The 23472-nt window shown below is 71.7% G+C and carries 24 protein-coding genes; 11 read left to right on the plus strand and 13 right to left on the minus strand.

The window, feature by feature from the left end; all coding sequences use genetic code 11:
- Positions 1–53: 53 nt before the first annotated feature.
- Both ACIBUY_RS18530 and ACIBUY_RS18535 read right to left on the minus strand, forming a co-directional pair.
- A complete protein-coding gene (locus ACIBUY_RS18530) occupies positions 54–1301 on the minus strand; it encodes an Ig-like domain-containing protein (RefSeq protein ID WP_365579150.1) in 1248 nt (415 codons plus the stop codon).
- Between the two features lie 223 nt (positions 1302–1524).
- Positions 1525–1917, minus strand: a complete 393-nt coding sequence (locus tag ACIBUY_RS18535) for a hypothetical protein (protein WP_399153069.1) — start codon at positions 1915–1917, stop codon at positions 1525–1527.
- Positions 1918–2041: 124 nt separating this feature from the next.
- On the opposite strand from ACIBUY_RS18535, the gene ACIBUY_RS18540 reads away from it, so the two are divergent.
- Entirely contained in the window at positions 2042–2332 is a 291-nt protein-coding gene (locus tag ACIBUY_RS18540; protein ID WP_365579146.1) for a hypothetical protein, read from the plus strand.
- Here the strand turns inward: ACIBUY_RS18540 and ACIBUY_RS18545 are convergent.
- Positions 2329–2724 carry a winged helix-turn-helix transcriptional regulator gene (locus tag ACIBUY_RS18545; protein WP_399153070.1) on the minus strand — a complete coding sequence of 132 codons (396 nt, stop codon included), beginning with the start codon at positions 2722–2724 and terminating at the stop codon, positions 2329–2331. The genes ACIBUY_RS18540 and ACIBUY_RS18545 overlap by 4 nt on opposite strands.
- Before the next feature lie 63 nt (positions 2725–2787).
- Here ACIBUY_RS18545 and ACIBUY_RS18550 point away from each other — a divergent pair, with 63 nt between their 5' ends.
- Positions 2788–3435, plus strand: coding sequence for an NADPH-dependent F420 reductase (locus ACIBUY_RS18550; RefSeq protein ID WP_399153071.1), 648 nt, complete (start codon positions 2788–2790; stop codon positions 3433–3435).
- 45 nt (positions 3436–3480) lie between these two features.
- On the opposite strand, the gene hutH is transcribed toward ACIBUY_RS18550, so the two are convergent.
- From hutH to ACIBUY_RS18575, 5 genes are all read right to left on the minus strand, one after another.
- The gene (hutH, locus tag ACIBUY_RS18555; RefSeq protein ID WP_399153180.1) at positions 3481–5019 is read right to left on the minus strand and encodes a histidine ammonia-lyase; all 1539 of its coding nucleotides are present in this window, start codon (positions 5017–5019) and stop codon (positions 3481–3483) included.
- Between the two features lie 95 nt (positions 5020–5114).
- On the minus strand, positions 5115–6275 hold the full coding sequence (locus ACIBUY_RS18560) for a diguanylate cyclase domain-containing protein (RefSeq protein WP_399153072.1): 1161 nt from the start codon (positions 6273–6275) through the stop codon (positions 5115–5117).
- A 77-nt stretch (positions 6276–6352) separates the two neighbouring features.
- A complete protein-coding gene (locus ACIBUY_RS18565) occupies positions 6353–7159 on the minus strand; it encodes an enoyl-CoA hydratase/isomerase family protein (RefSeq protein WP_399153073.1) in 807 nt (268 codons plus the stop codon).
- A 46-nt stretch (positions 7160–7205) separates the two neighbouring features.
- On the minus strand, positions 7206–8327 hold the full coding sequence (locus ACIBUY_RS18570) for an adenylate/guanylate cyclase domain-containing protein (RefSeq protein ID WP_365579137.1): 1122 nt from the start codon (positions 8325–8327) through the stop codon (positions 7206–7208).
- 199 nt (positions 8328–8526) lie between these two features.
- Entirely contained in the window at positions 8527–9402 is an 876-nt protein-coding gene (locus ACIBUY_RS18575) for a biotin--[acetyl-CoA-carboxylase] ligase (protein ID WP_365579136.1), read from the minus strand.
- A 138-nt stretch (positions 9403–9540) separates the two neighbouring features.
- Here ACIBUY_RS18575 and ACIBUY_RS18580 point away from each other — a divergent pair, with 138 nt between their 5' ends.
- From ACIBUY_RS18580 to ACIBUY_RS18595, 4 genes are all read left to right on the plus strand, one after another.
- Positions 9541–11142: an acyl-CoA carboxylase subunit beta gene (locus ACIBUY_RS18580; protein ID WP_365579134.1), complete on the plus strand. Its 1602-nt coding sequence runs from the start codon at positions 9541–9543 to the stop codon at positions 11140–11142.
- Between the two features lie 39 nt (positions 11143–11181).
- The gene (locus ACIBUY_RS18585) at positions 11182–11388 is read left to right on the plus strand and encodes an acyl-CoA carboxylase epsilon subunit (RefSeq protein WP_365579132.1); all 207 of its coding nucleotides are present in this window, start codon (positions 11182–11184) and stop codon (positions 11386–11388) included.
- A gap of 80 nt (positions 11389–11468) precedes the next feature.
- A complete protein-coding gene (mmpB, locus tag ACIBUY_RS18590) occupies positions 11469–11603 on the plus strand; it encodes a morphogenic membrane protein MmpB (RefSeq protein WP_365580368.1) in 135 nt (44 codons plus the stop codon).
- A gap of 31 nt (positions 11604–11634) precedes the next feature.
- A complete protein-coding gene (locus tag ACIBUY_RS18595; RefSeq protein WP_365580370.1) occupies positions 11635–12246 on the plus strand; it encodes a nucleoside triphosphate pyrophosphatase in 612 nt (203 codons plus the stop codon).
- Here ACIBUY_RS18595 and ACIBUY_RS18600 read toward each other — a convergent pair.
- Entirely contained in the window at positions 12218–12703 is a 486-nt protein-coding gene (locus ACIBUY_RS18600; protein ID WP_365580372.1) for a hypothetical protein, read from the minus strand. The two genes, ACIBUY_RS18595 and ACIBUY_RS18600, sit on opposite strands and share 29 nt — an antisense overlap.
- A 360-nt stretch (positions 12704–13063) precedes the next feature.
- On the opposite strand from ACIBUY_RS18600, the gene ACIBUY_RS18605 reads away from it, so the two are divergent.
- Positions 13064–14839: a biotin carboxylase N-terminal domain-containing protein gene (locus tag ACIBUY_RS18605; protein WP_365580375.1), complete on the plus strand. Its 1776-nt coding sequence runs from the start codon at positions 13064–13066 to the stop codon at positions 14837–14839.
- An 89-nt stretch (positions 14840–14928) separates the two neighbouring features.
- Here the strand turns inward: ACIBUY_RS18605 and ACIBUY_RS18610 are convergent, their stop codons facing one another.
- Together ACIBUY_RS18610 and ACIBUY_RS18615 are read right to left on the minus strand one after the other, a co-directional pair.
- On the minus strand, positions 14929–15639 hold the full coding sequence (locus ACIBUY_RS18610; RefSeq protein ID WP_365580378.1) for a hypothetical protein: 711 nt from the start codon (positions 15637–15639) through the stop codon (positions 14929–14931).
- Between the two features lie 114 nt (positions 15640–15753).
- A complete protein-coding gene (locus ACIBUY_RS18615) occupies positions 15754–16740 on the minus strand; it encodes a response regulator transcription factor (protein ID WP_399153074.1) in 987 nt (328 codons plus the stop codon).
- A 152-nt stretch (positions 16741–16892) separates the two neighbouring features.
- On the opposite strand from ACIBUY_RS18615, the gene ACIBUY_RS18620 reads away from it, so the two are divergent.
- Positions 16893–17441, plus strand: coding sequence for a TetR/AcrR family transcriptional regulator (locus tag ACIBUY_RS18620; RefSeq protein WP_399153181.1), 549 nt, complete (start codon positions 16893–16895; stop codon positions 17439–17441).
- 69 nt (positions 17442–17510) lie between these two features.
- Here ACIBUY_RS18620 and ACIBUY_RS18625 read toward each other — a convergent pair whose 3' ends face one another.
- Together ACIBUY_RS18625 and ACIBUY_RS18630 are read right to left on the minus strand one after the other, a co-directional pair.
- Positions 17511–18470: a DeoR/GlpR family DNA-binding transcription regulator gene (locus ACIBUY_RS18625; protein WP_365580385.1), complete on the minus strand. Its 960-nt coding sequence runs from the start codon at positions 18468–18470 to the stop codon at positions 17511–17513.
- A 186-nt stretch (positions 18471–18656) separates the two neighbouring features.
- Positions 18657–20105 carry an NAD(P)H-quinone dehydrogenase gene (locus ACIBUY_RS18630; RefSeq protein WP_365580388.1) on the minus strand — a complete coding sequence of 483 codons (1449 nt, stop codon included), beginning with the start codon at positions 20103–20105 and terminating at the stop codon, positions 18657–18659.
- 113 nt (positions 20106–20218) lie between these two features.
- On the opposite strand from ACIBUY_RS18630, the gene ACIBUY_RS18635 reads away from it, so the two are divergent.
- From ACIBUY_RS18635 to ACIBUY_RS18645, 3 genes are all read left to right on the plus strand, one after another.
- Positions 20219–20656, plus strand: a complete 438-nt coding sequence (locus tag ACIBUY_RS18635; protein WP_365580390.1) for a gamma-glutamylcyclotransferase — start codon at positions 20219–20221, stop codon at positions 20654–20656.
- 201 nt (positions 20657–20857) lie between these two features.
- Positions 20858–21682, plus strand: a complete 825-nt coding sequence (locus tag ACIBUY_RS18640) for a purine-nucleoside phosphorylase (protein WP_365580393.1) — start codon at positions 20858–20860, stop codon at positions 21680–21682.
- A gap of 44 nt (positions 21683–21726) precedes the next feature.
- Complete coding sequence (locus ACIBUY_RS18645; RefSeq protein ID WP_399153075.1) at positions 21727–23409, plus strand: phospho-sugar mutase; 1683 nt, start codon at positions 21727–21729, stop codon at positions 23407–23409.
- Positions 23410–23472: the final 63 nt, after the last annotated feature.

The following is a 23472-nucleotide window of genomic DNA, read 5'->3' on the forward strand; positions in this document are numbered from 1 at the left end:
GCCCCGATGCGCGAGGCGTATCGGGGCTCAACAGCCGGTCGGGGACCGGATGGTCAGGCGGCGGAGCCGGCCTTCCACGCCGACCAGCTCAGGTTCCAGCCGTTGAGGCCGTTGTCCGGCTGGACCGTCTTGTCGCCGGTGTTCTTCACGATGACGACGTCGCCGACCATCGAGTGGTCGTAGAACCAGGCGCCGGGCGTGCTGGAGTCATTGGCGCCCTTGGCGTCGGACAGGCCGACACAGCCGTGGCTGGTGTTGGCCGAGCCGAAGATGGACTTCGCGCCCCAGTAGTTGCCGTGGATGAACGTGCCGGAGTTCGACAGGCGCATGGCGTGCGGGACGTCCTTGATGTCGTACTCGCCCTTGCCGTCGTCGTCGGTGAAGCCGACCGTCGCCCCGTTCATCCGGGTCTCCTTGAACTTCTCGGAGATCACCATCTGGCCCTCGTACGTCTTGTTCTCGGGCGATCCGGCGGAGATCGGGATGGTCTTGACGACCTTGCCGTCCTGGGTGACGGTCATCTGCTTGGTCTTGGCGTCGACCGTGGAGACCTGGTTGCGACCGATCTTGAAGGTGACCGTCTTCTGCTGGACGCCGGTGACGCCGTCCGCGCCCTCGACGCCGTCGAGGTCGAGCTTCAGGGTGACGGTGGAGCCGCCCGTCCAGTACGTCTCGGGACGGAAGTCGATCCGGTTCGCGCCGAACCAGTGGCCGACGACCTCCTGGCCGCTGCTGGACGTCACGGTGATGTGGGACTGGACGTCGGCCTTGTTCGTGATGGCCTTGTCGAAGTTGATCGAGACCGGCATGCCGACGCCGACGGTCGAGCCGTCCTCCGGCGTGAAGTTCCCGATGAAGCTGTTGGCCGGGGAGACGGTCGTGAACGACCCGTTCTCGTGCGCCACCCGGTTCTGGGAGTCCTTGGCCTCGGCGGCGACCTTGTACGTCGTCGCCCGCTCCAGCTGGTTCGTGGGCTTCCAGCTCTTCTTGTCCGCGGATATCTGCCCGGGGACGGCCGTGCCGTCGGCCGTCGTCATGGTGACGGCGGTGAGCGTGCCCTTGCTCACCGTGACCTTCGCCGCGTTGTTGATGCTCGCGTTGTCGGAGCCGTCCTTCGGGGTGATCTCGATGTCGGCCTCGGAGGTCTTCTTCGCGGCGGCCTCGTCGGCCTGTGCCTGCGACTCCTTCTTGCCCGACGAGCCCGTGTCCCCGTCGCTCCCGCTGCACGCGGAGAGCACCAGTACGCCACCGAGCACAGCGGACGCGGCCATCAGGCCCTTGCGCCGCTTACCGTCCGTCATCACACGCTTCTCCATAGTCGCCGAAGTCCCCGACCCGGTCACAGAGAACACAAGGGTTCCCCTTACCCGTACACAACGCGGTGACCGGTTCATCCCGTTCCCGAAAACGCCCCGATGTGGGAGACGCCACGTCGCCTCCCGCGGAAACCTGCGGAAACGGCAGAGCCCCGGGCGGCTGTCACCACCTGGGGCTCACGGTGCGGGCCTCACCCGCTACACCGGGCTACCGCCGCGCGCCGCCGCCACCTTCTGATTCCGCTTCTGATCCCGCTTCTGGTTCCGCTTCTTCGTACGCATCCCCCTCGCCATCATCCTCGTCCAGGTCCCAGTCGGGCGAATCGGGGTCGTAGTCGACCTGCTCGCTGGACCACGAGGCCTGCACGAGCTCGGCCCCCGGCACGTCTGCGACCAGGTCGAACGGGTCCACGAGATACGCGATGGCCTCCGCCTCGTCCTCCTGGACGGCGCTCTCGGCGTGGCTCCGCTCCTCGACGGGCATCGCGTCGTCCTCGGCGATCCGCTGCAGAGCGGCCCCCGTCAGCGCTTCCGGATCACCGACCTCCAGGACCAATTCCACCGTCAGCCGAACAAAACGTGACGTCTCATCAGTGCTCATAGCCGGGAGCGTACGACCCACGGCACGCACGGCTTTCCCGTGACCCGCCGCCTTGACTAACATCAGCCCTCAGCTCACACGGCCAACTGGCCAACTCGCCAGCAGCACAAGGGGGATCGCCTCGGTGTCCGCCGCACGTCGATCACTGTTCACCGCCACCGCCGCCGGGACGCTGCTCTGCGCCCTGTGGTTCATCCCCACCGCGACAGCGACGCCCGAACAGGCGCCCGCCGCCGACCAGTCCAGAACCGCCGCCGCGGTCGACGCCCAGTCCGACCAGCAGCTCCGCCTGGCCGACACGGGCACGGTCGACACGACGCCGTACGTGGTCGGCGGCTCGGCGTTCCTCGGCCTCGGAGTCTGCTTCGTGGCGTACTCGGTACGCAGGGGCAGGAACGAGGAAGCCGCGTTCTAGAACGCGGGGTCGTCCGTCGGCTCCTGGGCTGCTTCCTGGACTGCTTCCTGGGCTGCTTCCTGTGCGGCCATGACCGCGTCGCCGTGCTCGAAGGCCCACGCGCCCACGGCGTCGATGGGCTCGAGCAGGGTCCGGCCCAGCCCCGTGAGTTCGTAGACGACCCGCGGCGGCGCCCCGGGATGCACCTCGCGCGCCACGAGCCCGTTGAACTGCAGGCGGCGCAGCGTCTGCGTGAGCACCTTGGAACTGATGCCGCCGATCCGCTCGCGCAGCTCCACCGGACGCAGCGGGGCGTCGCGCAGCGCCCAGAGCACCACGGCGTTCCAGGTGTTGGAGAGCAGGTCGAAGGCGAGCCGGGCCCGGCAGTCGGCGAGGAACACGTCAGTGGTCACGTACCGAATGGTGCCTGACGGGCCGCCTAGCGTCGTCGGAAACGGCGACGAGAGGACCGCGTGATGAGAATCGGCGTACTGGGCACGGGCGGCATGGCGGACGCGCTGGCGGGCCATTGGGCACGGGCCGGACACGAAGTGGCCGTCGGCGGGCGGGACATGGGCAGGGCGGAGCGGCTCGCGGCCCGCATCGGCGGTGACGTGCGGCCCGTCGGACTGCGTGCGGCGGCCGAGTTCGGGCAGGTGGTCCTTGCCGCGCTGCCCTACGGGGCGGGGGCGGATGTGGTGCGGGAGGTGCGCGACGCCCTGGCCGGCACGGTGCTGCTCGACTGCTCGAACCCGGTAGGACCCGGCTTCCGGCTGCTGACGGACGACGGCGCCTCGGCCGCACGGCAGTTGGCCGCGGCGGCCCCCGAGGCCCATGTGGTCAAGGCGTTCAACCTCTGCCACGTGGACGTGTGGCGGATGCGGCCCCCGGTCTTCGACGGGCGCCCCCTGTCCGTCCCGCTGTGCGGCGACGACCCCGAAGCGCTCGCGCGTGCGGCCGAGTTGGTGCGGGACGCGGGCTGCACCCCGGTGTCCGGCGGCGGCCTCGGCCGGGCGGGGCTCCTGGAAGCGACCGCCACGCTGTTCATCGCGCTCTGGGTCGGCGAGGGAGCGGACGCCCAGGCGATCGCGCCCCCGCTGGCGTACGCGACCGGGCCGATGTGACGCCCCCGGCGCGGACCCGACAAGGCTCCGCGCCGGGACGCATTGCTACGCGAGCGGGCCCGTCACCTTCTCGACGGCCTCGACCAGCGCCCCGCTGCGCACGAACGCGTCGGCCGCCGCCAGGTCAGGCGCCAGGAACCGGTCGGGGCCCGGCCCCTCGACGCCCGCGGCGCGCACCGCAGCGATGGCCGCCTGCGACGCCGGTGCCGCCGTCAGGCCCTCCCGCAGCTCGATGCCGCGGGTGGCCGCGTACAGCTCGACGGCGACGATCCGCGCGAGGTTGTCGACGGCCGTACGCAGCTTGCGCGCGGCGGACCAGCCCATCGAGACGTGGTCCTCCTGCATGGCGGACGACGGGATGGAGTCGGCGGAGGCCGGGACGGCGAGCCGCTTCATCTCGCTGACCAGCGCCGCCTGCGTGTACTGGGCGATCATCAGGCCCGAGTCGACGCCCGCGTCGTCCGCGAGGAACGGCGGCAGGCCGTGCGAGCGGTTCTTGTCGAGGAGGCGGTCCGTGCGCCGCTCGGCGATCGAGCCCAGGTCCGCCGCCGCGATGGCGAGGAAGTCCAACACGTAGGCCACCGGCGCCCCGTGGAAGTTGCCGTTGGACTCGACGCGCCCGTCGGGGAGGACCACCGGGTTGTCCACCGCCGACGCCAGCTCCCGCTCGGCGACGAGCCGGGCGTGCGCCATGGTGTCGCGCCCGGCGCCCGCGACCTGCGGGGCACAGCGCACGGAGTACGCGTCCTGGACCCGCGGCGCGTCGTCCTGATGGTGGCCAGTCAGGCCCGAACCGGCAAGCACCGCAAGCATGTTGGCGGCCGACGCGGCCTGGCCCGGGTGCGGGCGGATGGCGTGCAGCTCGGGGGCGAGGACCTTGTCCGTGCCGAGCAGCGCCTCCAGGGAGAGGGCGGCGGTGATGTCCGCGGACTTGTAGAGGGTATCGAGGTCGTCGAGGGCCATGACCAGCATGCCGAGCATGCCGTCCGTGCCGTTGAGGAGGGCCAGGCCCTCCTTCTCGCGCAGCTCGACGGGCGTGATGCCGTGCTCGGCGAGGAGTTCGCCGGCGGGACGGACGACCCCGTCGGGGCCCTCCGCGTCCCCCTCGCCCATGAGCGTGAGGGCGCAGTGGCTGAGCGGGGCCAGGTCACCGGAGCAGCCGAGCGAACCGTACTCGTGGACGACCGGCGTGATCCCGGCGTTGAGCACGTCCGCCATGGTCTGCGCGACCTCGGGGCGCACACCGGTGTGCCCGGAGCAGACGGTCTTCAGGCGCAGGAACATCAGCGCGCGCACGACCTCGCGCTCCACGCGCGGGCCCATCCCGGCCGCGTGCGAGCGCACGATGTTGCGCTGCAGCTGGGCGCGGAGCTCGGTGCTGATGTGCCGGGAGGCGAGCGCGCCGAACCCGGTGGAGACGCCGTAGACGGGCTCCGGCTTCGCGGCGAGCGCGTCGACGATCTCGCGGGCCGCGGTGAGCGCGGCGACGGCCTCGCCGGAGAGTTCGATGCGCGCGCCCTTGCGCGCCACGGCAACGACGTCGGCCGCGGTGACCCCGGCGGTCCCGACCACCACAGTGTGCATATCCATATTCAGGAGCGTACGCAGTGAATCTCGAGATGTCACGACCGAGTTCGGGAGGCGCTCCTTACCCGCGGCCCACGGTCCCGGCCCGCCCGCTACTCCCGGGTCCTGCGGATCCGCCGCCGCTCGCCCTTCTTTGCGTCCCCCGCGACCGGCGGCGGCGAGTCGGCGAGCCGGACGACCGGGTCGTCGAGCCCGCCGTCCCGCCCGGCCACCACCGGCTTCACGGACCGCAGCGCCTTCGCCCTGTACTGCGCGGCGTCCGCGAGCCGGAACAGCCGCCGCGCACTGCGCACCTCCCCGATCGGATCCCCGGTCGAGGCGATCCCGCACGCCACCCCGTCCCCGAGGTCCAACTCGGCCGCCCGCGAACAGACTTCATCTCCCACGCGTACGACCTCGTCGGCACCCGGCCCCACGGCCAGCAGGCAGAACTCGTCCCCGCCGAGCCGCGCGGCGAGCGCCCCGGGCAGCATCGCCCCGCACAGGGAGAGGACCGACCCGAACCGCTCCAGGAGCCGGTCGCCGATCGCGTGGCCGAGGGTGTCGTTGACGCGCTTGAGCCCGTTCAGGTCGCACACGACCAGGCTGACGACGGCGCCCTCCGTCACGTGCCGCTCCACCGCCTCGTCGAGCCTTGTGTCGACGGCCCGCCGGTTGGCGAGCCCGGTCAGCGCATCGGTGAAGGCGAGCCGCCGCGCCTCCTCCAGCCGTTCGGTCTGCGCGATCCCGGCCGCCACCACGGACGCCAGCACGGTCGCGAAGTCGGCGTCGCCGGGCCCGAACACGGGCACGCTCACCGGCCGCGCCACGTACAGCTCGCCCCAGGCCCGCCCGTGCAGCACGATCGGCGCGACGACACAGCTCCCGCGCCGCCGCCGACGCAGGGCCGCCACCCGCTGATGGCAGTACCCGGCGCGCTCGACGGGCCCCGCCGCCGTCTCCACCCACGCGTCGGGCTCGCCACCGCCCGCCCACTGCTCGTGCAGGAACTCGGTGATCTCCGGGAACTGGTGCACCGGATACGCCTCGTCCTCGGGGAACTCCTCCTCCCCCGCGGCCCGCTCGCCCACGTTCACCAGCACCCGCAGCCGCCCGCGCTCGCGCTCCCACACGGAGAGCGCGGCGAAACTCCCGGACAGTGCGTGGCAGGCGCCGAGCGCGGCCGCCCGCCAGGACTCGCGCGGGGACTGCGCAGCGGCCATGCCCTGCGCGAGCATCACCACGGCCCGCAGCCGGCCGTCCTCCTCACCCATTACTCCAGAGTAGGGAGATTTCCGACATTACGGTGAATTGAGTACGCCCGTCCCGGTGCCCCGGACCGTCCCGTACGTCACTCACCCGGCCACTGCGGCTTGCGCTTCTCGTTGAACGCGGCCACGCCCTCGGCCCGGTCCCCGGAGAACGCCACCGAGCGCCACGCCGCGTCCTCCACCTCGAGGCCCGCCCGCAGATCGAGCCCGTGCCCGAGTCGCAGCGCACGCTTGGCCGCCCGCAGCCCGACCGGCGAGTTCGCGGCGATCCGCGCGGCGAGCGCCAGCGCCTCGGTGCGGTCCTGACCGGCCGCCACCACCTGGTCCACGAGCCCGAGTTCAGCCGCCTCGGCGGCCTCGACGCGGCGGGCCGAGAAGATCAGCTCGGCGGCGCGCGCGGCCCCGACCCGGCGCGGCAGCAACTGCGTACCGCCGCCACCGGGGATCACCCCCACCGACACCTCGGGCAGGCCGACCACGGCGCTCTCGTCGGCCACGATCAGATCGCAGGCAAGCGCCAGCTCGAAGCCGCCGCCGAGCGCGAACCCGTGCACCGCCGCGACCGTCGGCATCGGCAGCTCCAGTACGCCGGTGTACGCGCCCCGGGCCACGGGCCGCTGCCGCACGAGCTCGGCATCGCTGAAGGAGTTGCGCTCCTTCAGGTCCGCGCCGACACAGAAGGCCCGCTCGTGGCTGGAGGTGACGACCACGACCCGCACGTCCCGCTCGCCGCCGAGCGCCGTGCACGCGGCACCGATCGAGCGCGCCATGTCGCTGGACACCGCGTTCATCGCCTTGGGCCGGTCGAGCACCAGCTCGGCGACGGTCCCGCCCTCGTGCCGCCGTACGACCACGAACTCGCCGAACCGCTGCTGGTCATCACCCATGGCACCCACAAACCTTCCGGTTAACTGACGTTAACCACGAAGGGTGTCAGCTGCGCCGGGTCAGCGTCCAGGGCTCCACGACTCCGAGCCCGCGCACGGGCCGCTGCCACATCGGCTGCAGCGCGAACCGGTACGACGGCGGCTGGTCGCCCTGCTCCTCCGCCTTCTCGGCGGCGGCCGCGGCCTCGGCCTCGGAGGCGGGCGCCTCGGCGGTGCGGATCAGCTCCTCGGCGAAGGCGCCGTCCACGAGCACGTTGTCCCGAGGCGCTATCGACGTCAGCCGGCTCGCGAGATTCACGGTGGTCCCGAAGACATCGCCCATGCGCGTCGTCACGGTCCCGAACGCCATGCCGACCCGCAGCTCCGGCATCGTCTCGTCGTTGCTCATCGTCTCGATGAGCCGCAGCGCGATCTCACCGGCGACGCCCGCGTCGTCAGCGGCGAAGAGGACCTCGTCACCGAGCGTCTTGATGAGCCGCCCGCCGTGCGCGGCCACCAGATCCGCGGCCGTGGTCTCGAAGGCCTCGACGAGCTCGCCGAGCTCCTCCTCCTCCATGCGCCGCGTCAGCCGCGTGAACCCGACCAGGTCCGCGAACCCGACGGCGAGCCGCCGGTCCACCATCTCCTCGTCGTCACCGGCCTGCACGACCCGCCCGGTGGCCGCGGCGAGCTGCCGCCGCCACACGTAGACGAGGAACTCCTCGAGCTCCGGCAGCAGCAGCTCTATCAGCGGATACGTGACCTCGGTGCGGGTCATCCCCGGCTCCGGCGGCTCGGTGAGCCCCTCCAGGAACGAGTCGATCTGCCACTCGGCGAGCCGCGCCGTGGTCTGCCCCGTCGACCGGGCGACCTGCACGGCCATCGCCTCGCTGAGCAGCCCCGCCTCAACGAGACCTGACAGCCGCCGCAGCGCCAGCACGTCCGCCTCGGTCAGGGCCTTGGCCTGCCCGATGTCGGCGAAGCCCATGGCACGCCAGAAGCGGGTGGCCAGCTCGACGGAGACGCCCGCGCTGCGGGCCGCCTGGAACGGGGTGTACCGGCGCTCGGCCCCGAGGATCAGCCCTTCGAGCCGTAGCGCGAGGGGGTCCTCCGTATCTTCTCCGGCCCCCTCCGACTTCTCGGGGTCGCCTTGGCCACCCGTGCCGGAGCCCGAGTCGTCGACGCTCACGCCTGCTGCCCTTCCGATCTGCCGCGGTCAGGTATCGACCGGCCTCAACTCTACGGCAGCCCCTGTGCGCCACGTCACTCCGTTCGCAGCGGGTCCCGCCTATAGAGGTGCCTCTGCGCGTCGCCGGGCGGCTGCGCGACCAGCCATGACGGCGCAGCGGTCGGACGAGGACAGAAGCCCCTACGGCGCGAAGCCGCGTCTACGCAGGCCGCAGATGAACGATGTCCCCCGCGCCGACCGCCTCCCGGGAACCATCCGACCCGGCGATCACCAACCTCCCGTCCGCGTCCACCGCAACCGCCTCACCAACCAACTCCCGCTCCCCCGGCAAATGCGCCCGAACCCGACGCCCCAGCGTCGAGCACCCCGCCGCATACGTCTCCTGCAGCCGCGACAACCCGGGATCCCCTTCCGCCGCACACCACTCGACGTACCACCGCTCAAAAGACCGCAGCACAGCCCGGAGCACCGGCTCCCGGTCAAGGACCTTCGCCCCGGCCAGGGCCAACGAACCCGCCCCCGGCACGGGCAACTCGTCCGCCCGCAGCGACACGTTGAGCCCGACGCCGATGACGATCCCGCCCTCGCCGGAGGCCTCCGCCAGGATGCCGCCCGCCTTGCGCTCCTCGCCGTCGACGGTGACGAGCAGGTCGTTGGGCCACTTCAGCGCCGTGTCGACGCCGGCCGACGCGGACAGGGCCGTGGCGACGGCGACGCCGGTGAGCAGGGGGAGCCAGCCCCAGCGCGAGACCGGCACCTCGTGGTCGCCGGGTTTCACCAGCACGGAGAAGAACAGCCCCGAGCGCGGCGGAGCCGACCAGCGCCGGTCGAGCCGCCCGCGCCCCGCGCTCTGCTCCTCGGCGACGAGGACCGCGCCCTCCCGCACCGTGCCCGCGGCGGCCTGCGCCACCAGGTCCGTGTTGGTCGAGCCCGTACGGGGCACCACCTCCACGGACGACCACAGCCCCTCGCCACCGCGTACGAGGGAGCGGCGCAGACCGGCCGCGGCCAGGGGTGGCCGGTCCAGGTCGGACCAGGGATTGTCGTGCGCGTCTGAACCATCTCGCTGCGTCATGCAACCCAGCCTAGGTGTGGTAAACGCCGCACTGCGCAGCCGTATTCGCGCCACTACCCTACGAGTCAGTAGCCCCACCCCCGCACCCCACACCGTCCCCCGTGAGCAGCGTCGAACCAGGCAGGGAGCCGCATCCCGATGTCCGAGTTGGAAGAGTTGGACCCCATCGACATCCACACCACCGCAGGCAAGATCGAGGATCTGCGGCGCAGGATCGACGAGGCGACACATGCGGGATCGGCCCGCGCGGTCGAAAAGCAGCACGCCAAGGGCAAGTTGACGGCGCGTGAGCGGATCGGGCTGCTGCTCGACGAGGACTCCTTCGTGGAGCTGGACGAGTTCGCGCGGCACCGGTCGACGGACTTCGGGCTCGATGCCAACAAGCCGTACGGCGACGGTGTCGTGACCGGGTACGGGACGGTCGACGGGCGGCCCGTGGCCGTCTTCTCGCAGGACTTCACGGTCTTCGGCGGCGCCCTCGGCGAGGTCTTCGGGCAGAAGATCATGAAGGTGATGGACTTCGCGCTGAAGACGGGCTGTCCGGTCGTCGGGATCAACGACTCGGGCGGCGCCCGCATCCAGGAGGGCGTCATGGCCCTCGGCATGTACGGCGAGATCTTCCGCCGCAACACGCACGCGTCGGGCGTCATCCCGCAGATCAGCCTGGTCGTCGGCCCGTGCGCGGGCGGCGCGGTCTACTCCCCGGCCATCACCGACTTCACGGTCATGGTCGACCAGACCTCGCACATGTTCATCACCGGACCCGACGTCATCAAGACGGTCACCGGCGAGGACGTCGGCTTCGAGGAGCTGGGCGGTGCGCGCACGCACAACGCGCAGTCCGGTGTCGCGCACCACATGGCGGGCGACGAGAAGGACGCGATCGAGTACATCAAGTCCCTTCTCTCCTACCTGCCTTCGAACAATCTGAGCGAGCCGCCCGCCTTCCCCGACGAGGCCGATCTCGCGCTGACGGACGAGGACCGCGAGCTCGACACCCTCATCCCGGACAGCGCGAACCAGCCGTACGACATGCACACGGTGATCGAACACGTCCTGGACGACGCCGAGTTCTTCGAGACGCAGTCGCTGTTCGCGCCGAACATCCTCACCGGCTTCGGCCGCGTCGAGGGCCGTCCGGTCGGCATCGTCGCCAACCAGCCGATGCAGTTCGCCGGCTGTCTCGACATCGACGCGAGCGAGAAGGCCGCGCGTTTCGTGCGGACGTGTGACGCCTTCAACGTGCCCGTGCTGACCTTCGTCGACGTCCCCGGCTTCCTGCCGGGCGTCGAGCAGGAGCACACCGGGATCATCCGCCGCGGCGCCAAGCTGATCTACGCGTACGCCGAGGCGACCGTCCCGCTGATCACGATCATCACGCGCAAGGCGTTCGGCGGCGCGTACGACGTCATGGGCTCCAAGCACCTGGGCGCCGATCTGAACCTGGCCTGGCCGACCGCGCAGATCGCCGTGATGGGCGCGCAGGGCGCGGTCAACATCCTGCACCGCAAGACCCTGGCCGCAGCCGATGCCTCCGGAGACACAGAGGCGACGCGTGCCCGGCTGATCCAGGAGTACGAGGACACGCTCCTCAACCCCTACACGGCGGCCGAGCGCGGCTACATCGACGCCGTCGTCATGCCGTCCGACACCCGCGCGCACGTCGTACGGGGACTGCGTCAGCTGCGGACCAAGCGCGAGTCGCTGCCGCCGAAGAAGCACGGCAACATCCCCCTCTAGTCCCCCTCTAGCCCTCTAGGTCGCAGGGAGCCAACGCCCATGATGATCAAGGTCGTACGGGGGAATCCGACCCCCGAGGAGCTGGCCGCCGCACTGGCGGTGGTCCAAGCCCGCGCCGCGGCCGCGTCCGGTGCCCCGGCCGCCGCGGCGGCGCGGGACGCCTGGGCCGATCCCTCCCGGATCGCGGCCCGCCGGCTGCCGACGCCGGGACCGACGAGCTGGGGCCGTACCTACTGGCCCGGGTAGCCGGAATTGGTCCTTTCGCGCCGGGCGCCTGAGTACGCGTACTCAGGCGCCCGGCGCGCGTCCGCCGCAGTATTCGGTGTGTGCTGTGGTCAGACCCGGAGGACGGGCCCCCCGAGGAGCTTCGCGAGACGCAGGAGATGCTGCGCCGCGCCGGCTTCGTGGTGGCACTCGCCATGTTCGTGGCGATGGTGCTGCTCGGCACGGGCGTGCTGTGACCGCTGCGGGCGGTTCTATACGCTGATCCGCATGACCGCAGCGCGCCGCCTCGTACTCGCCTCCCAGTCCCCCGCCCGCCTGGGCCTGCTCCGGCAGGCCGGGTTCGCCCCCGAGGTGATCGTCAGCGGGTTCGACGAGGACGCCGTCACCGCGCCCACCCCCGCCGAACTCGCCCTGGCCCTCGCCGAGGCCAAGGCCTCCGTCGTGGCGGCCCGCCCCGAGACACAGGGCGCGCTCGTCATCGGCTGCGACTCGGTGCTCGACCTGGACGGCGAGGCGCTCGGCAAGCCCGCCGACGCCGAGGAGGCCACGGCCCGCTGGAAGGCGATGCGCGGCCGCGCGGGCACGCTCCAGACCGGCCACTGCGTCTACGACACGGCGAGCGGGCGGTACGCGTCCGGCACCGCCTCCACCGTCGTCCGCTTCGGCGAGCCGAGCGACGCGGAGATCGCCGCGTACGTGGCGACCGGTGAACCCCTGTACGTGGCGGGCGCGTTCACGCTCGACGGCCGCTCCGCCCCGTTCATCGAGGGCATCGACGGCGACCACGGCAACGTGATCGGCCTGTCGCTGCCCCTGCTCCGTCGTCTCCTCGCCGAACTGGGCGTCGGCATCACGGAGTTGTGGGCTCAGGTGAACTAGGCGGCAGCGGGGCGCCGTTGGGCTCGTCCTTGCCCCCGGCTCCGTTCTCGGCGTCGGCGGCGCCCTCGTGACGGTCGTACGCCACCAGGGTCAGCACGATGAGTCCGAGCACGACCATCATCACCACGAAGGCGAGCCAGCCCACCAGGCCGATCGAGAACGCGCCGAGCATGCCGTGCACGACGGCGGCGCTGATCAGCAGGATGCGGCCGAAGGTGCCCGGCGCCCGGTCGCGGACCGCGGTCCGCGCCAGGAAGAACGCGCACAGCAGCAGGTACAGGCCGAACAGCCCGCCCGCGACCCAGGCCCCCACGGACATCGCCCGCGGGTCGAGCCCGGCGAGCGACATGTCCTGCCGGTCGACGACCAGCCCGAGGAACCAGTTCAGGAGCACGATCCCGAACGCCTCCACGAGCAACACGATCGCGGCCACCCACGCCACCGGCCTGCGCGCCACCGGTCCCACCCACTTCCCCGTACGAGAGCCCGTTACCCCGAGTAGGTCGGGACATCGCGAACGCTACTAACGGGTAAACCTCCGGACAAGGGTTCTGGCGCAGGCAAAGATTCGTTGGGCCATTCGTAGGGACTCCACAAAGAAAGCCGACCGGCCGCAGCACGGTCTCACAGAGACCTAGGCCACATCCGAGGGTTAGGGTTCCACGGAGGGATCCCCTGCATCCAGGCACGACAAGGGATTTCCGGGACCGAGCGGGCCTCAAGTCACACTCTGTGTGGGCAACCTCACCATTGGGGATGGGTCGTAAGCCCGTGTCGGCAGTCCCTAAACTCGGCTTGTTTCAAGGAGGGAGCCATCGTGCGCAAGGTGCTCATCGCCAACCGTGGCGAAATTGCTGTCCGGGTGGCCCGGGCCTGCCGGGACGCCGGGATCGCGAGCGTTGCCGTCTATGCCGACCCGGACCGGGACGCTCTGCACGTCCGTGCGGCCGACGAGGCCTTCGCCCTTGGTGGTGACACCCCCGCGACCAGCTACCTGGACATCGCCAAGGTGTTGCAGGCCGCCAAGGACTCCGGCGCGGACGCGATCCACCCCGGCTACGGATTCCTGTCGGAGAACGCCGAGTTCGCCCAGGCGGTCCTCGACGCGGGCCTGATCTGGATCGGCCCGCCGCCGCACGCCATCCGCGACCTGGGCGACAAGGTCGCCGCGCGGCACATCGCGCAGCGCGCCGGCGCCCCGCTCGTCGCGGGCACGCCGGACCCGGTCTCCGGGGCCGACGAGGTCGTGGCGTTCGCCGAGCAGCACGGTCTGCCGATCGCGATCAAGGCCGCCTTCGGTGGTGGCGGCCGCGGTCTGAAGGTGGCCCGCACGCTCGAAGAGGTGCCGGAGCTGTACGACTCGGCGGTGCGCGAGGCCGTCGCGGCGTTCGGCCGTGGCGAGTGCTTCGTGGAGCGCTACCTGGACAAGCCGCGGCACGTGGAGACGCAGTGCCTGGCCGACTCCCACGGCAACGTGGTGGTCGTGTCCACCCGTGACTGTTCGCTGCAGCGCCGCCACCAGAAGCTGGTGGAGGAGGCCCCGGCGCCGTTCCTGTCCGAGGCCCAGGTCGAGGAGCTGTACAGCGCCTCCAAGGCGATCCTCAAGGAAGCCGGTTACGTCGGTGCGGGCACCGTCGAGTTCCTGGTCGGCGCCGACGGCACGATCTCCTTCCTGGAGGTCAACACCCGCCTGCAGGTCGAGCACCCGGTCACCGAGGAAGTCGCCGGCATCGACCTCGTCCGCGAGATGTTCCGCATCGCCGACGGCGAGGAACTGGGCTACGGGGACCCGGAGTTGCGCGGTCACTCCTTCGAGTTCCGCATCAACGGCGAGGACCCGGGCCGGGGTTTCCTGCCCGCGCCCGGCACCGTCACCAAGTTCGACGCGCCCTCGGGCCCCGGTGTCCGCCTGGACGCGGGCGTCGAGTCCGGCTCGGTCATCGGCCCGGCCTGGGACTCCCTGCTCGCCAAGCTGATCGTCACCGGGCGCACCCGCAAGGAGGCCCTGGAGCGGGCCGCGCGTGCGCTGGCCGAGTTCGAGGTCGACGGCATGGCGACCGCCATCCCGTTCCACCGCAAGGTGGTCGTCGACCCGGCGTTCGCGCCCGAACTGACGGGCTCAGCCGCCCCGTTCACGATCTTCACGCGGTGGATCGAGACCGAGTTCGTCAACGACATCCCGCCGTTCGCCCCCGGCGGCGAGGCGGATGCCGACGACGAGGACGGCGACCGCGAGACGATCGTCGTCGAGGTCGGCGGCAAGCGCCTCGAGGTCTCCCTGCCGTCGTCGCTCGGCATGTCCCTGGCCCGTACGGGCCTTGCGGCCGGCGCCAAGCCGAAGCGCCGCGCGGCCAAGAAGTCCGGGCCCGCGGCCTCCGGTGACACGCTCGCCTCGCCGATGCAGGGCACCATCGTCAAGGTCGCGGTCGAGGAGGGCCAGGAGGTCCAGGAGGGCGATCTGATCGTCGTCCTCGAGGCCATGAAGATGGAGCAGCCGCTGAACGCGCACAAGGCGGGCACCATCAAGGGCCTGTCCGCCGAGGTGGGCGGCTCGCTCACGTCCGGCGCCGCGATCTGCGAGATCAAGGACTGACGTCCCGCGTCAGCGCAACTGACGTAACGCAAGGGCCCGTTGAACCGTGACCGGTTCAACGGGCCCTTGCCGTACGGTCCTTGCGGTGTTCAGGCGGCCCGCTCCCAGCCGAGGCCGCCGCGCATGATGTTCAGGCCCACGGCCCCGAAGCCGACGGCGAGGAACGCGAAGCCGACCACGGCGACGGCCTCGATGCCGGAGATCCAGCCGACGACGTTCAGCGGCATCGCCACGATCACCGCCCACGCGGCCCACGCCGGGACGGCGCGGCTGCGCAGCAGGGCCACGCCGATGAGGATCGAGCCGATGACGTGGCCCGCGATGAACCCGACGACGGCCGCGTTCAGTTGGGGCAGCGACTCGATGCCCTTCTGCAGCGTGACGAGCACCGGCTGGTCGAGGCCCTTGTCGAGGCCCGCGAGGGTGACGGCGTCGGTGGACGGGGTGCCGTTGATGAGGATCAGCGCACCGCCGAACAGCAGCGTGCCGGCGAGCCCCAGCTTCCGGGAGCGGGCCATCGCGTAGCCGCCGACCAGCAGGACGGCGGCGGTCAGCACCAGCGAGGCGACGACCCAGATCCACAGGTCGGCCTTCATCTGCCCCTGGTGCTCGGCGATGCCCCGGACCATCCCCTTGTCGTCGGCGTCGAGCCCGTACGGCTGGAACAGGAACGCCAGGATGAACAGGACCGGGCCGAGGAACGCGACCAGGGCCATGGTCAGGCGGGCGGGCCCCACCCGTCCGACGGCGGTCCCTGGCGCGGCTGCGGGCACGTGCGCGGGCGACGGTGTGGCGGTCATGGCGTTCCCCCGATGCCGTAGGTGACCTGCTCACAGACAGTGAAGCCGCGCCGCGGGCCGCGGGCCATCCGTCAATTCTGAGGGTGCCGCGGCACCTCACCTGCCGCCCCCGCCTCAGTCGTCGAGCAGCCCCAACTCCCGTCCCCTGCGCAGCAGTGCCGCGGTGTGCCCGGCGGCCAGCTTGCGGTGCAGGGACGCCACGTAGCCGCGTACGGTCGTCAGCGAGATGCCCATGGCGCGGGCGGCCTCCGCCGGGGTGCGGCCCGCGTCGATGTGTTCCAGGGTGCGGTGCTCGCGCTCGGTGAGGCCGAGCCCGCGGGCGGCGGCGCGGCCCGCGGCCAGGTCCCGCAGGAGCACGAGGCGCGGCACGCCGGGCACCGCGCAGGGCACGACCCGGACGGCCGCGTCCCCCACCCGGAACGGATCGGGGCCCGCGAGCCGCGCATCGCCGCGCACGAGCGGCAGCAGCGCCTCGGCGACGGCGTCCAGGGGGCGCAGGGTGCCGCTCTCGTCGACGGCGGCGACACCGTGGCCCGGGCGGCCGACGGAGTCGAGCGCGGCGGCGACGACGGCGAGCAGCCGGTTCCGCCGGGCCAATTGCCGCTCCAGGGCGGCGACTTGGGTGTGCGCGTAGCCGAACAGGTCGCGCTGGCGGTCGGTGAAGTCGGTGCCGGCGCGTACGAGGGCGTACCCGACGACGCCCTCGGGGTCGCGCGCGCTGCTGACGAGGTGGCGGCGCACGCCGAAGGGCCGGAAGTCCAGGTTGTAGCAGTGCGTGCGCTGCCAGTCCCGGTCGCTGGCGACGTCACTGACCCGGCGGGCGCCGCCGGTGCCGCCGACGAGCATCGCCTCGGTCAGCGGATGGTCCACCGGGTGGTCGTAGATGGCCGTCGGGTCGGCGTGGAACGACTCGGCGGGCACGGCGACGGCCTGGACGCCGGCGCCCGGCACCTCGAAGCGGTACCACTGGGCGCCGTCGGCCGGGACGAGCCGGATCAGCTCGCGGACCGCGCCGGTGCGCAACTCCTCGACGTCCGTCGCCTGTTCGAGCTCGCGCACGAGTCCGCGTACGTCCCGTACGTCACCGTCGCTGATGTCCATGGCCCGCTCCAGGACGATTCCCTGTTCCCGACGCTACTGCGGTGGCCGTCCCTCCGCACCGGCCCGGCGGGGCGATCAGGCATCCTTGGAAGCCCGCGCCCGCCCAGGGAGGCCCGATGACGTCCGGCACCGACCACGAGCGCGCCCGTCCCATGCGTGCGGACGCGCGCCGCAACTACGACCGGCTGCTCACCCAGGCCCGCCGGGCCTTCGCCGAGCACGGCACGGGGGCGTCCCTGGAGGACGTGGCCCGGAGCGCCGGGGTCGGCATCGGCACCCTGTACCGGCACTTCCCGAACCGCTACGCGCTGGTGAGCGCCGTCTTCGAGGAGGCCGTCAGCGATCTGCTCGCCCGCTCCCGGGCCCTGCTCGACGCGCCCCAGCCCTGCACGGCACTCGTCACCTGGCTGCGCGAGATCATCACGCACGCGAGCGAGTACCGGGGTCTTTCCCGGGCTCTCATGTCGGCCTCCCAGGACGAGAGTTCGGCGCTCGCACGGTGCAGTACGCCGATGCGGGCGGCGGGCCAGGCCCTGCTGACCCGGGCGCAGGCCTCCGGCTCGGTGCGGGATGATGTGTCGATCGGGGACTTGCTCCAGCTGACCAACGCGATTGCGCTGGCCGCCGAGGAGACCCCGTCCGACCCGGATCTGGCGGATCGGCTGTTGCGACTTACTCTGCGGGGCATCACGGCAAGCTGACCGGCGTCAGCGCTGAGGTACCGGGGCTCCGCCCCGGACCCCGCTCCTCGAACGCCGGAGGGGCTGACTTCAACGCCTCCGCAGGTCAGCAACTCGGGCCGTGCGTTCGGGCCCCGCGTCAAGCGCGGCTGCCGACCTCAACGGGTGGCCCCCGCCAGGGAGTTGGCCCCGGCGTTGACCTGGCAGCGGGACATCCCGGCGCGGCTGGCGCGCCGGGACGGGATCACCGCCCCCGGCCGACGAAGGGCCCGCCCCCGCGACAGCGATCTGTACGCCCTGGTCGGCCAGCGCCTGCAGTTCCGTGGCGGCCCGGTCGTCGTGCGCGGGCGGCTCGTCGGTGACGAGCCGCGTGATCACATCGGTCGGCACGGTCTGGAACATGGTGTCCGTCCCGAGCTTGGAGTGATCCGCGAGCACGACGACCTCCGCCGCGGCCTGCACGAGCGCCCGGTCCACGGAAGCCGACAGCATGTTGGACGTGGAGAGTCCGCGCTCGGCCGTGAGACCACTGCCGGACAGGAACGCCCGGGAGACTCTCAGACCCTGCAGGGACTGCTCGGCGCCGCTGCCCACCAGCGCGTAGTTGGAACCCCGCAGCGTGCCACCGGTCATGACGACCTCGACCCGGTTGGCGTGTGCCAGTGCCTGGGCGACGAGGAGCGAGTTGGTGACGACGGTCAGGCCCGGCACACGCGCGAGCCGGCGGGCCAGCTCCTGCGTGGTCGTCCCCGCGCCCACCACGATGGCTTCGCCCTCTTCGACGAGACCCGCGGCGAGATCGGCGATGGCCGTCTTCTCTGCGGTCGCGAGATGTGACTTCTGCGGAAAGCCGGATTCCCGCGTGAATCCGCCCGGCAATACCGCACCGCCATGTCGGCGGTCGAGGAGTCCTTCTGCCTCCAGTGCGCGCACGTCCCGCCGTACGGTCACTTCGGAGGTCTGGACGACGCGGGCGAGCTCACGGAGCGATACCGCCCCGTTGGCCCGCACCATTTCGAGGATCAATTGACGACGTTCTGCAGCGAACACGAAACTGACAGTAACCCCAACGACCGTCTGCTTTCAGCAGTTTGCGCCGAATTACAGATTCTGTTCGCACAGGAACCCTGGAAGTGGTATAGGCACAACGAGGGTGTTTACGCCCGGTGCCTATGCCGTCCGCATGGGCCGCAACTCACCGTGACCTGCGGCTCGTTCACTCCTGACGCGCGCGGCTCAGCCTTCTTCGGCGACCTTCCGCGAGTGCAGCTGCCGTGCCACTTCGGCGATCGAGCCCGAAAGGGAGGGGTACACGGTGAACGCGTTCGCGATCTGTTCGACCGTCAGATTGTTGTCGACCGCGATCGAGATGGGGTGGATCAGTTCCGAGGCGCGGGGCGCGACGACCACACCGCCGACCACGATGCCGGTGCCCGGACGGCAGAAGATCTTGACGAAGCCGTCCCGGATGCCCTGCATCTTCGCGCGCGGGTTGCGCAGCAGCGGCAGCTTGACGACGCGGGCGTCGATCTTGCCGCCGTCGACGTCGGCCTGCGAGTAGCCGACGGTCGCGATCTCCGGGTCGGTGAACACGTTCGAGGAGACCGTCTTGAGGTTCAGCGGGGTCACCGCGTCGCCCAGGAAGTGGTACATCGCGATGCGGCCCTGCATGGCGGCGACGGACGCGAGGGCGAAGACGCCGGTCACGTCACCGGCGGCGTACACACCGGGAGCGGACGTGCGGCTGACCTTGTCGGTCCAGATGTGACCGGACTCCTTCAGCTTGACCCCGGCCTCCTCCAGGCCCATCCCGCTGCTGTTGGGGATGGCGCCGACCGCCATCAGGCAGTGCGTGCCGGAGATGACCCGGCCGTCGGCGAGGGTGACCTCGACGCGGTCGCCGACCCGCTTGGCGGAGGCGGCGCGGGAGCGGGCCATGACGTTCATGCCGCGGCGGCGCATCACGTCCTCCAGGACCGCGGCGGCGTCCGGGTCCTCGCCGGGCAGCACGCGGTCGCGGGAGGAGACGAGGGTGACCTTGGAGCCGAGTGCCTGGTAGGCGCCGGCGAACTCGGCGCCGGTGACGCCGGAGCCGACCACGATCAGCTCTTCGGGCAGCTCGTCGAGGTCGTAGACCTGCGTCCAGTTGAGGATGCGCTCCCCGTCCGGCAGGGCGTCGGGGACCTCGCGCGGGTGGCCGCCGGTGGCGATCAGCACGGCATCGGCCGTGAGGGTCTCCTCGGTGCCGTCGGCGGCGGTCACGATCACCTTGCGGGAGCCGTCGAGGTCCTGCTGGCCCTCGAGACGGCCGCGGCCGCGCAGCACACGGGCGCCCGCGCGGGTGACGGAGGCGGTGATGTCGTGGGACTGGGCGAGCGCGAGGCGCTTCACGCGGCGGTTGACCTTGCCGAGGTCGACGCCGACGACGCGGGCCGGGGAGTCCGGGTCCGGGGTGTCGTCCTCGACGATGATGCCCAACTCTTCGTACGAGGAGTCGAAGGTCGTCATCACCTCGGCCGTCGCGATCAGGGTCTTCGACGGCACGCAGTCGGTGAGCACCGACGCCCCGCCCAGACCGTCGCAGTCGACGACGGTCACCTCCGCGCCGAGCGACGCGGCCACCAGGGCCGCTTCGTATCCGCCAGGTCCGCCACCGATGATCACGATCCGAGTCACGTACGCCATTGTCCCGCACGGTTCAAGGGGACGCCCGGGCGGGGTGCCGGCGACGGTTCTCCCCCGGGTCCCACTCGGGCTTCGCTCAGAGCGCGCGAGGCAACTGCCGTACCCTCGGACCCATGTCGCTCTACGCCGCGTACGCCGGCAATCTCGACCCGCGGCTCATGACGCGCCGCGCCCCGCACTCGCCGCTGCGCGCGACGGGCTGGCTGAACGGCTGGCGGCTGACGTTCGGGGGCGAGCACATGGGCTGGGAAGGCGCGCTCGCCACGGTCGTGGAGGCGCCCCGGTCGCAGGTCTTCGTCGCGCTGTACGACATCGCCCCCATGGACGAGGAGTCGATGGACCGCTGGGAGGGTGTCGGCCTCGACATCTACCGGCGGATGCGGGTGCGCATCGACACCCTGGAGGGCGAGGAGCCCGCGTGGGTGTACGTACTGAACGGATACGAGGGCGGCCTCCCCTCGGCGCGCTATCTCGGGGAGCTCGCGGACGCGGCGGAGTCGGCGGGCGCCCCGCACGACTACGTGATGGAGCTCCGCAAGCGCCCCTGCTGACGCCGGAACGGGTCCCGCCTTCTCGTCTGCCGGGTGCGCCTTCGTTCGCGGCGGCCCGCGGACAACGACGGATCATGGCCCCCGCGGCGCGAGTCCCGCCCCCCAACGGAGCGCATTCGTTGGAAACGACAAGACAACGATCGCCATCCCGTGCCCCTTGACATCTACGCGCGTAGGACTTGACCGGCTACCCTCAAGCGCGTGAACGCATCTGTTACTCCGGACAACCTCCAGGGCGACCCCTACGCCGCCGCCGACGCCGCCGCCGCTCGCCTGCGCGAGCTGACCGGCGCCGAGACCCACGACGTCGCCCTCGTGATGGGCTCCGGCTGGGCTCCGGCCGCCGAGGCGCTGGGCGCACCGGCCGCCGAGTTCCCCTTCACCGAGCTGCCCGGGTTCACCGGCGCGGCCGTGGCCGGGCACGGCGGCAAGGTCCGCTCGTACCAGGTCGGTGAGAAGCGCGCCCTGGTCTTCCTCGGCCGCACCCACTACTACGAGGGCCGCGGTGTCGCCGCCGTCGCGCACGGCGTGCGCACCGCCGCCGCCGCGGGCTGCAAGACCATCGTGCTGACGAACGGCTGCGGCGGTCTGCGCCAGGGCATGCGCCCGGGCCAGCCGGTCCTCATCTCGGACCACATCAACCTGACGGCCACGTCGCCGATCGTCGGCGCCAACTTCGTCGACCTGACCGACCTGTACTCGCCGCGGCTGCGCACGCTGTGCCAGGAGATCGACCCGACGCTGGAAGAGGGCGTGTACGCCCAGTTCCCCGGCCCGCACTACGAGACCCCGGCCGAAGTCCGCATGGCCGGCATCCTCGGCGCGGACCTGGTCGGCATGTCCACCACCCTCGAGGCCATCGCGGCCCGTGAGGCGGGCGCGGAGGTCCTCGGCATCTCCCTCGTGACGAACCTGGCCGCGGGCCTGTCCGGCGAGCCGCTCAACCACGAAGAGGTCCTGCAGGCCGGCCGCGACTCCGCCGTCCGCATGGGTGAGCTGCTGACCAAGGTCCTCGCCCGGATCTGAGCCGAGACCCGTACCCGCATCCGTACGCGTGAAGGAAACGAACCGTGACCGCTGAAGGCAGCGAACTGCTCGACCGGGCGAAGACCTGGCTGGCCGAGGATCCCGACCCCGAGACCCGTGAGGAGCTGGCCAAGCTCATCGAGAGCGCGGCGAGCGCGGCGAGCGCGGCGAGCGCGGCGGCCGGGCAGACGGAGGCACTCCGGGAGCGCTTCAGCGGCACCCTGCAGTTCGGCACGGCCGGTCTGCGCGGCGAGCTGGGCGCGGGCCCGATGCGGATGAACCGCGCGGTGGTCATCCGTGCGGCCGCGGGCCTCGCCGCGTATCTGAAGGCCAAGGGCCAGGGCGAGGGCCTGGTCGTCATCGGGTACGACGCGCGGCACAGGTCCGCGGACTTCGCGCGGGACACGGCGGCGGTCATGGTGGGCGCCGGGCTGCGCGCGGCGGTGCTGCCCCGGCCGCTGCCGACGCCCGTACTCGCCTTCGCCATACGGCACTTGGGCGCGGTGGCGGGTGTGGAGGTCACGGCCTCGCACAACCCGCCGCGGGACAACGGCTACAAGGTGTACCTCGGCGACGGCTCGCAGATCGTGCCGCCCGCGGACGCGGAGATCGCCGCCGAGATCGACGCGGTGGTCTCTCTCGACGACGTACCGCGTCCGGACAGCGGCTGGGAGACGCTCGGCGACGAGGTCCTGGACGCCTATCTGGCGCGTACGGACGCGGTCCTCGCGGCCGGGTCCCCGCGCACCGCCCGCACCGTCTACACGGCGATGCACGGCGTCGGCAAGGACACGCTGCTCGCCGCCTTCGCGCGGGCGGGCTTCCCCGAGCCGGTGCTCGTGGCCGAGCAGGCCGAGCCCGACCCCGACTTCCCGACGGTCGCGTTCCCGAACCCGGAGGAGCCGGGCGCGATGGACCTGTCGTTCGCGACGGCCCGCTCGCTGGCCGGGGCCCCGGACCTGATCATCGCCAACGACCCGGACGCGGACCGCTGCGCCGTAGCCGTCCCGGACGGCGGGGACTGGCGGATGCTGCGCGGCGACGAGGTGGGCGCGCTGCTCGCCGCGCACCTGGTGCAGCGGGGCGTGAGCGGCGTGCTCGCCGAGTCGATCGTGTCCTCGTCGCTGCTCGGCCGGATCGCCGAGGCGGCTTCGCTGCCGTACGAGGAGACGCTGACCGGCTTCAAGTGGATCGCCCGCGTCGAGGGCCTGCGCTACGGCTACGAGGAGGCGCTCGGCTACTGCGTCGACCCCGAGGGCGTGCGCGACAAGGACGGCATCACGGCCGCGCTGCTCGTCACCGAGCTGGCCAGTGAACTCAAGGAGCAGGGCCGCACCCTGCTCGACGCGCTCGACGACCTGGCGCTCGCCCACGGGCTGCACGCCACGGACCAGTTGAGCGTGCGCGTGGAGGACCTGTCGGTCATCGCCGACGCGATGCGCCGCCTGCGCGAGGTGCCTCCGGCGGAGCTGGCGGGGCTCGCGGTGACCCGGGCCGACGATCTGTCCGAGGGCGCGGGCGGGCTGCCGCCGACCGATGGGCTCCGCTACACCTTGGACGGGGCGCGGGTCATCGTCCGCCCGTCCGGCACGGAGCCCAAGCTGAAGTGCTACCTGGAGGTCGTGGTGCCGGTGGCGGACCGGGGTTCTCTGGACGCGGCCCGGGCCAAGGGTGCCGAACTCCTCGCGGCGATCAAGCGGGACCTGTCTGCTGCGGCCGGCATCTAGCCCAGGTCACGGGGCTCCGCTCCGGACCCCGCCCCCGCAATCGACGGGGGAGGCTGGTTTTAC

Source organism: Streptomyces sp. NPDC050085 (assembly GCF_044460595.1).
In the GTDB taxonomy this organism is placed as follows: domain Bacteria; phylum Actinomycetota; class Actinomycetes; order Streptomycetales; family Streptomycetaceae; genus Streptomyces.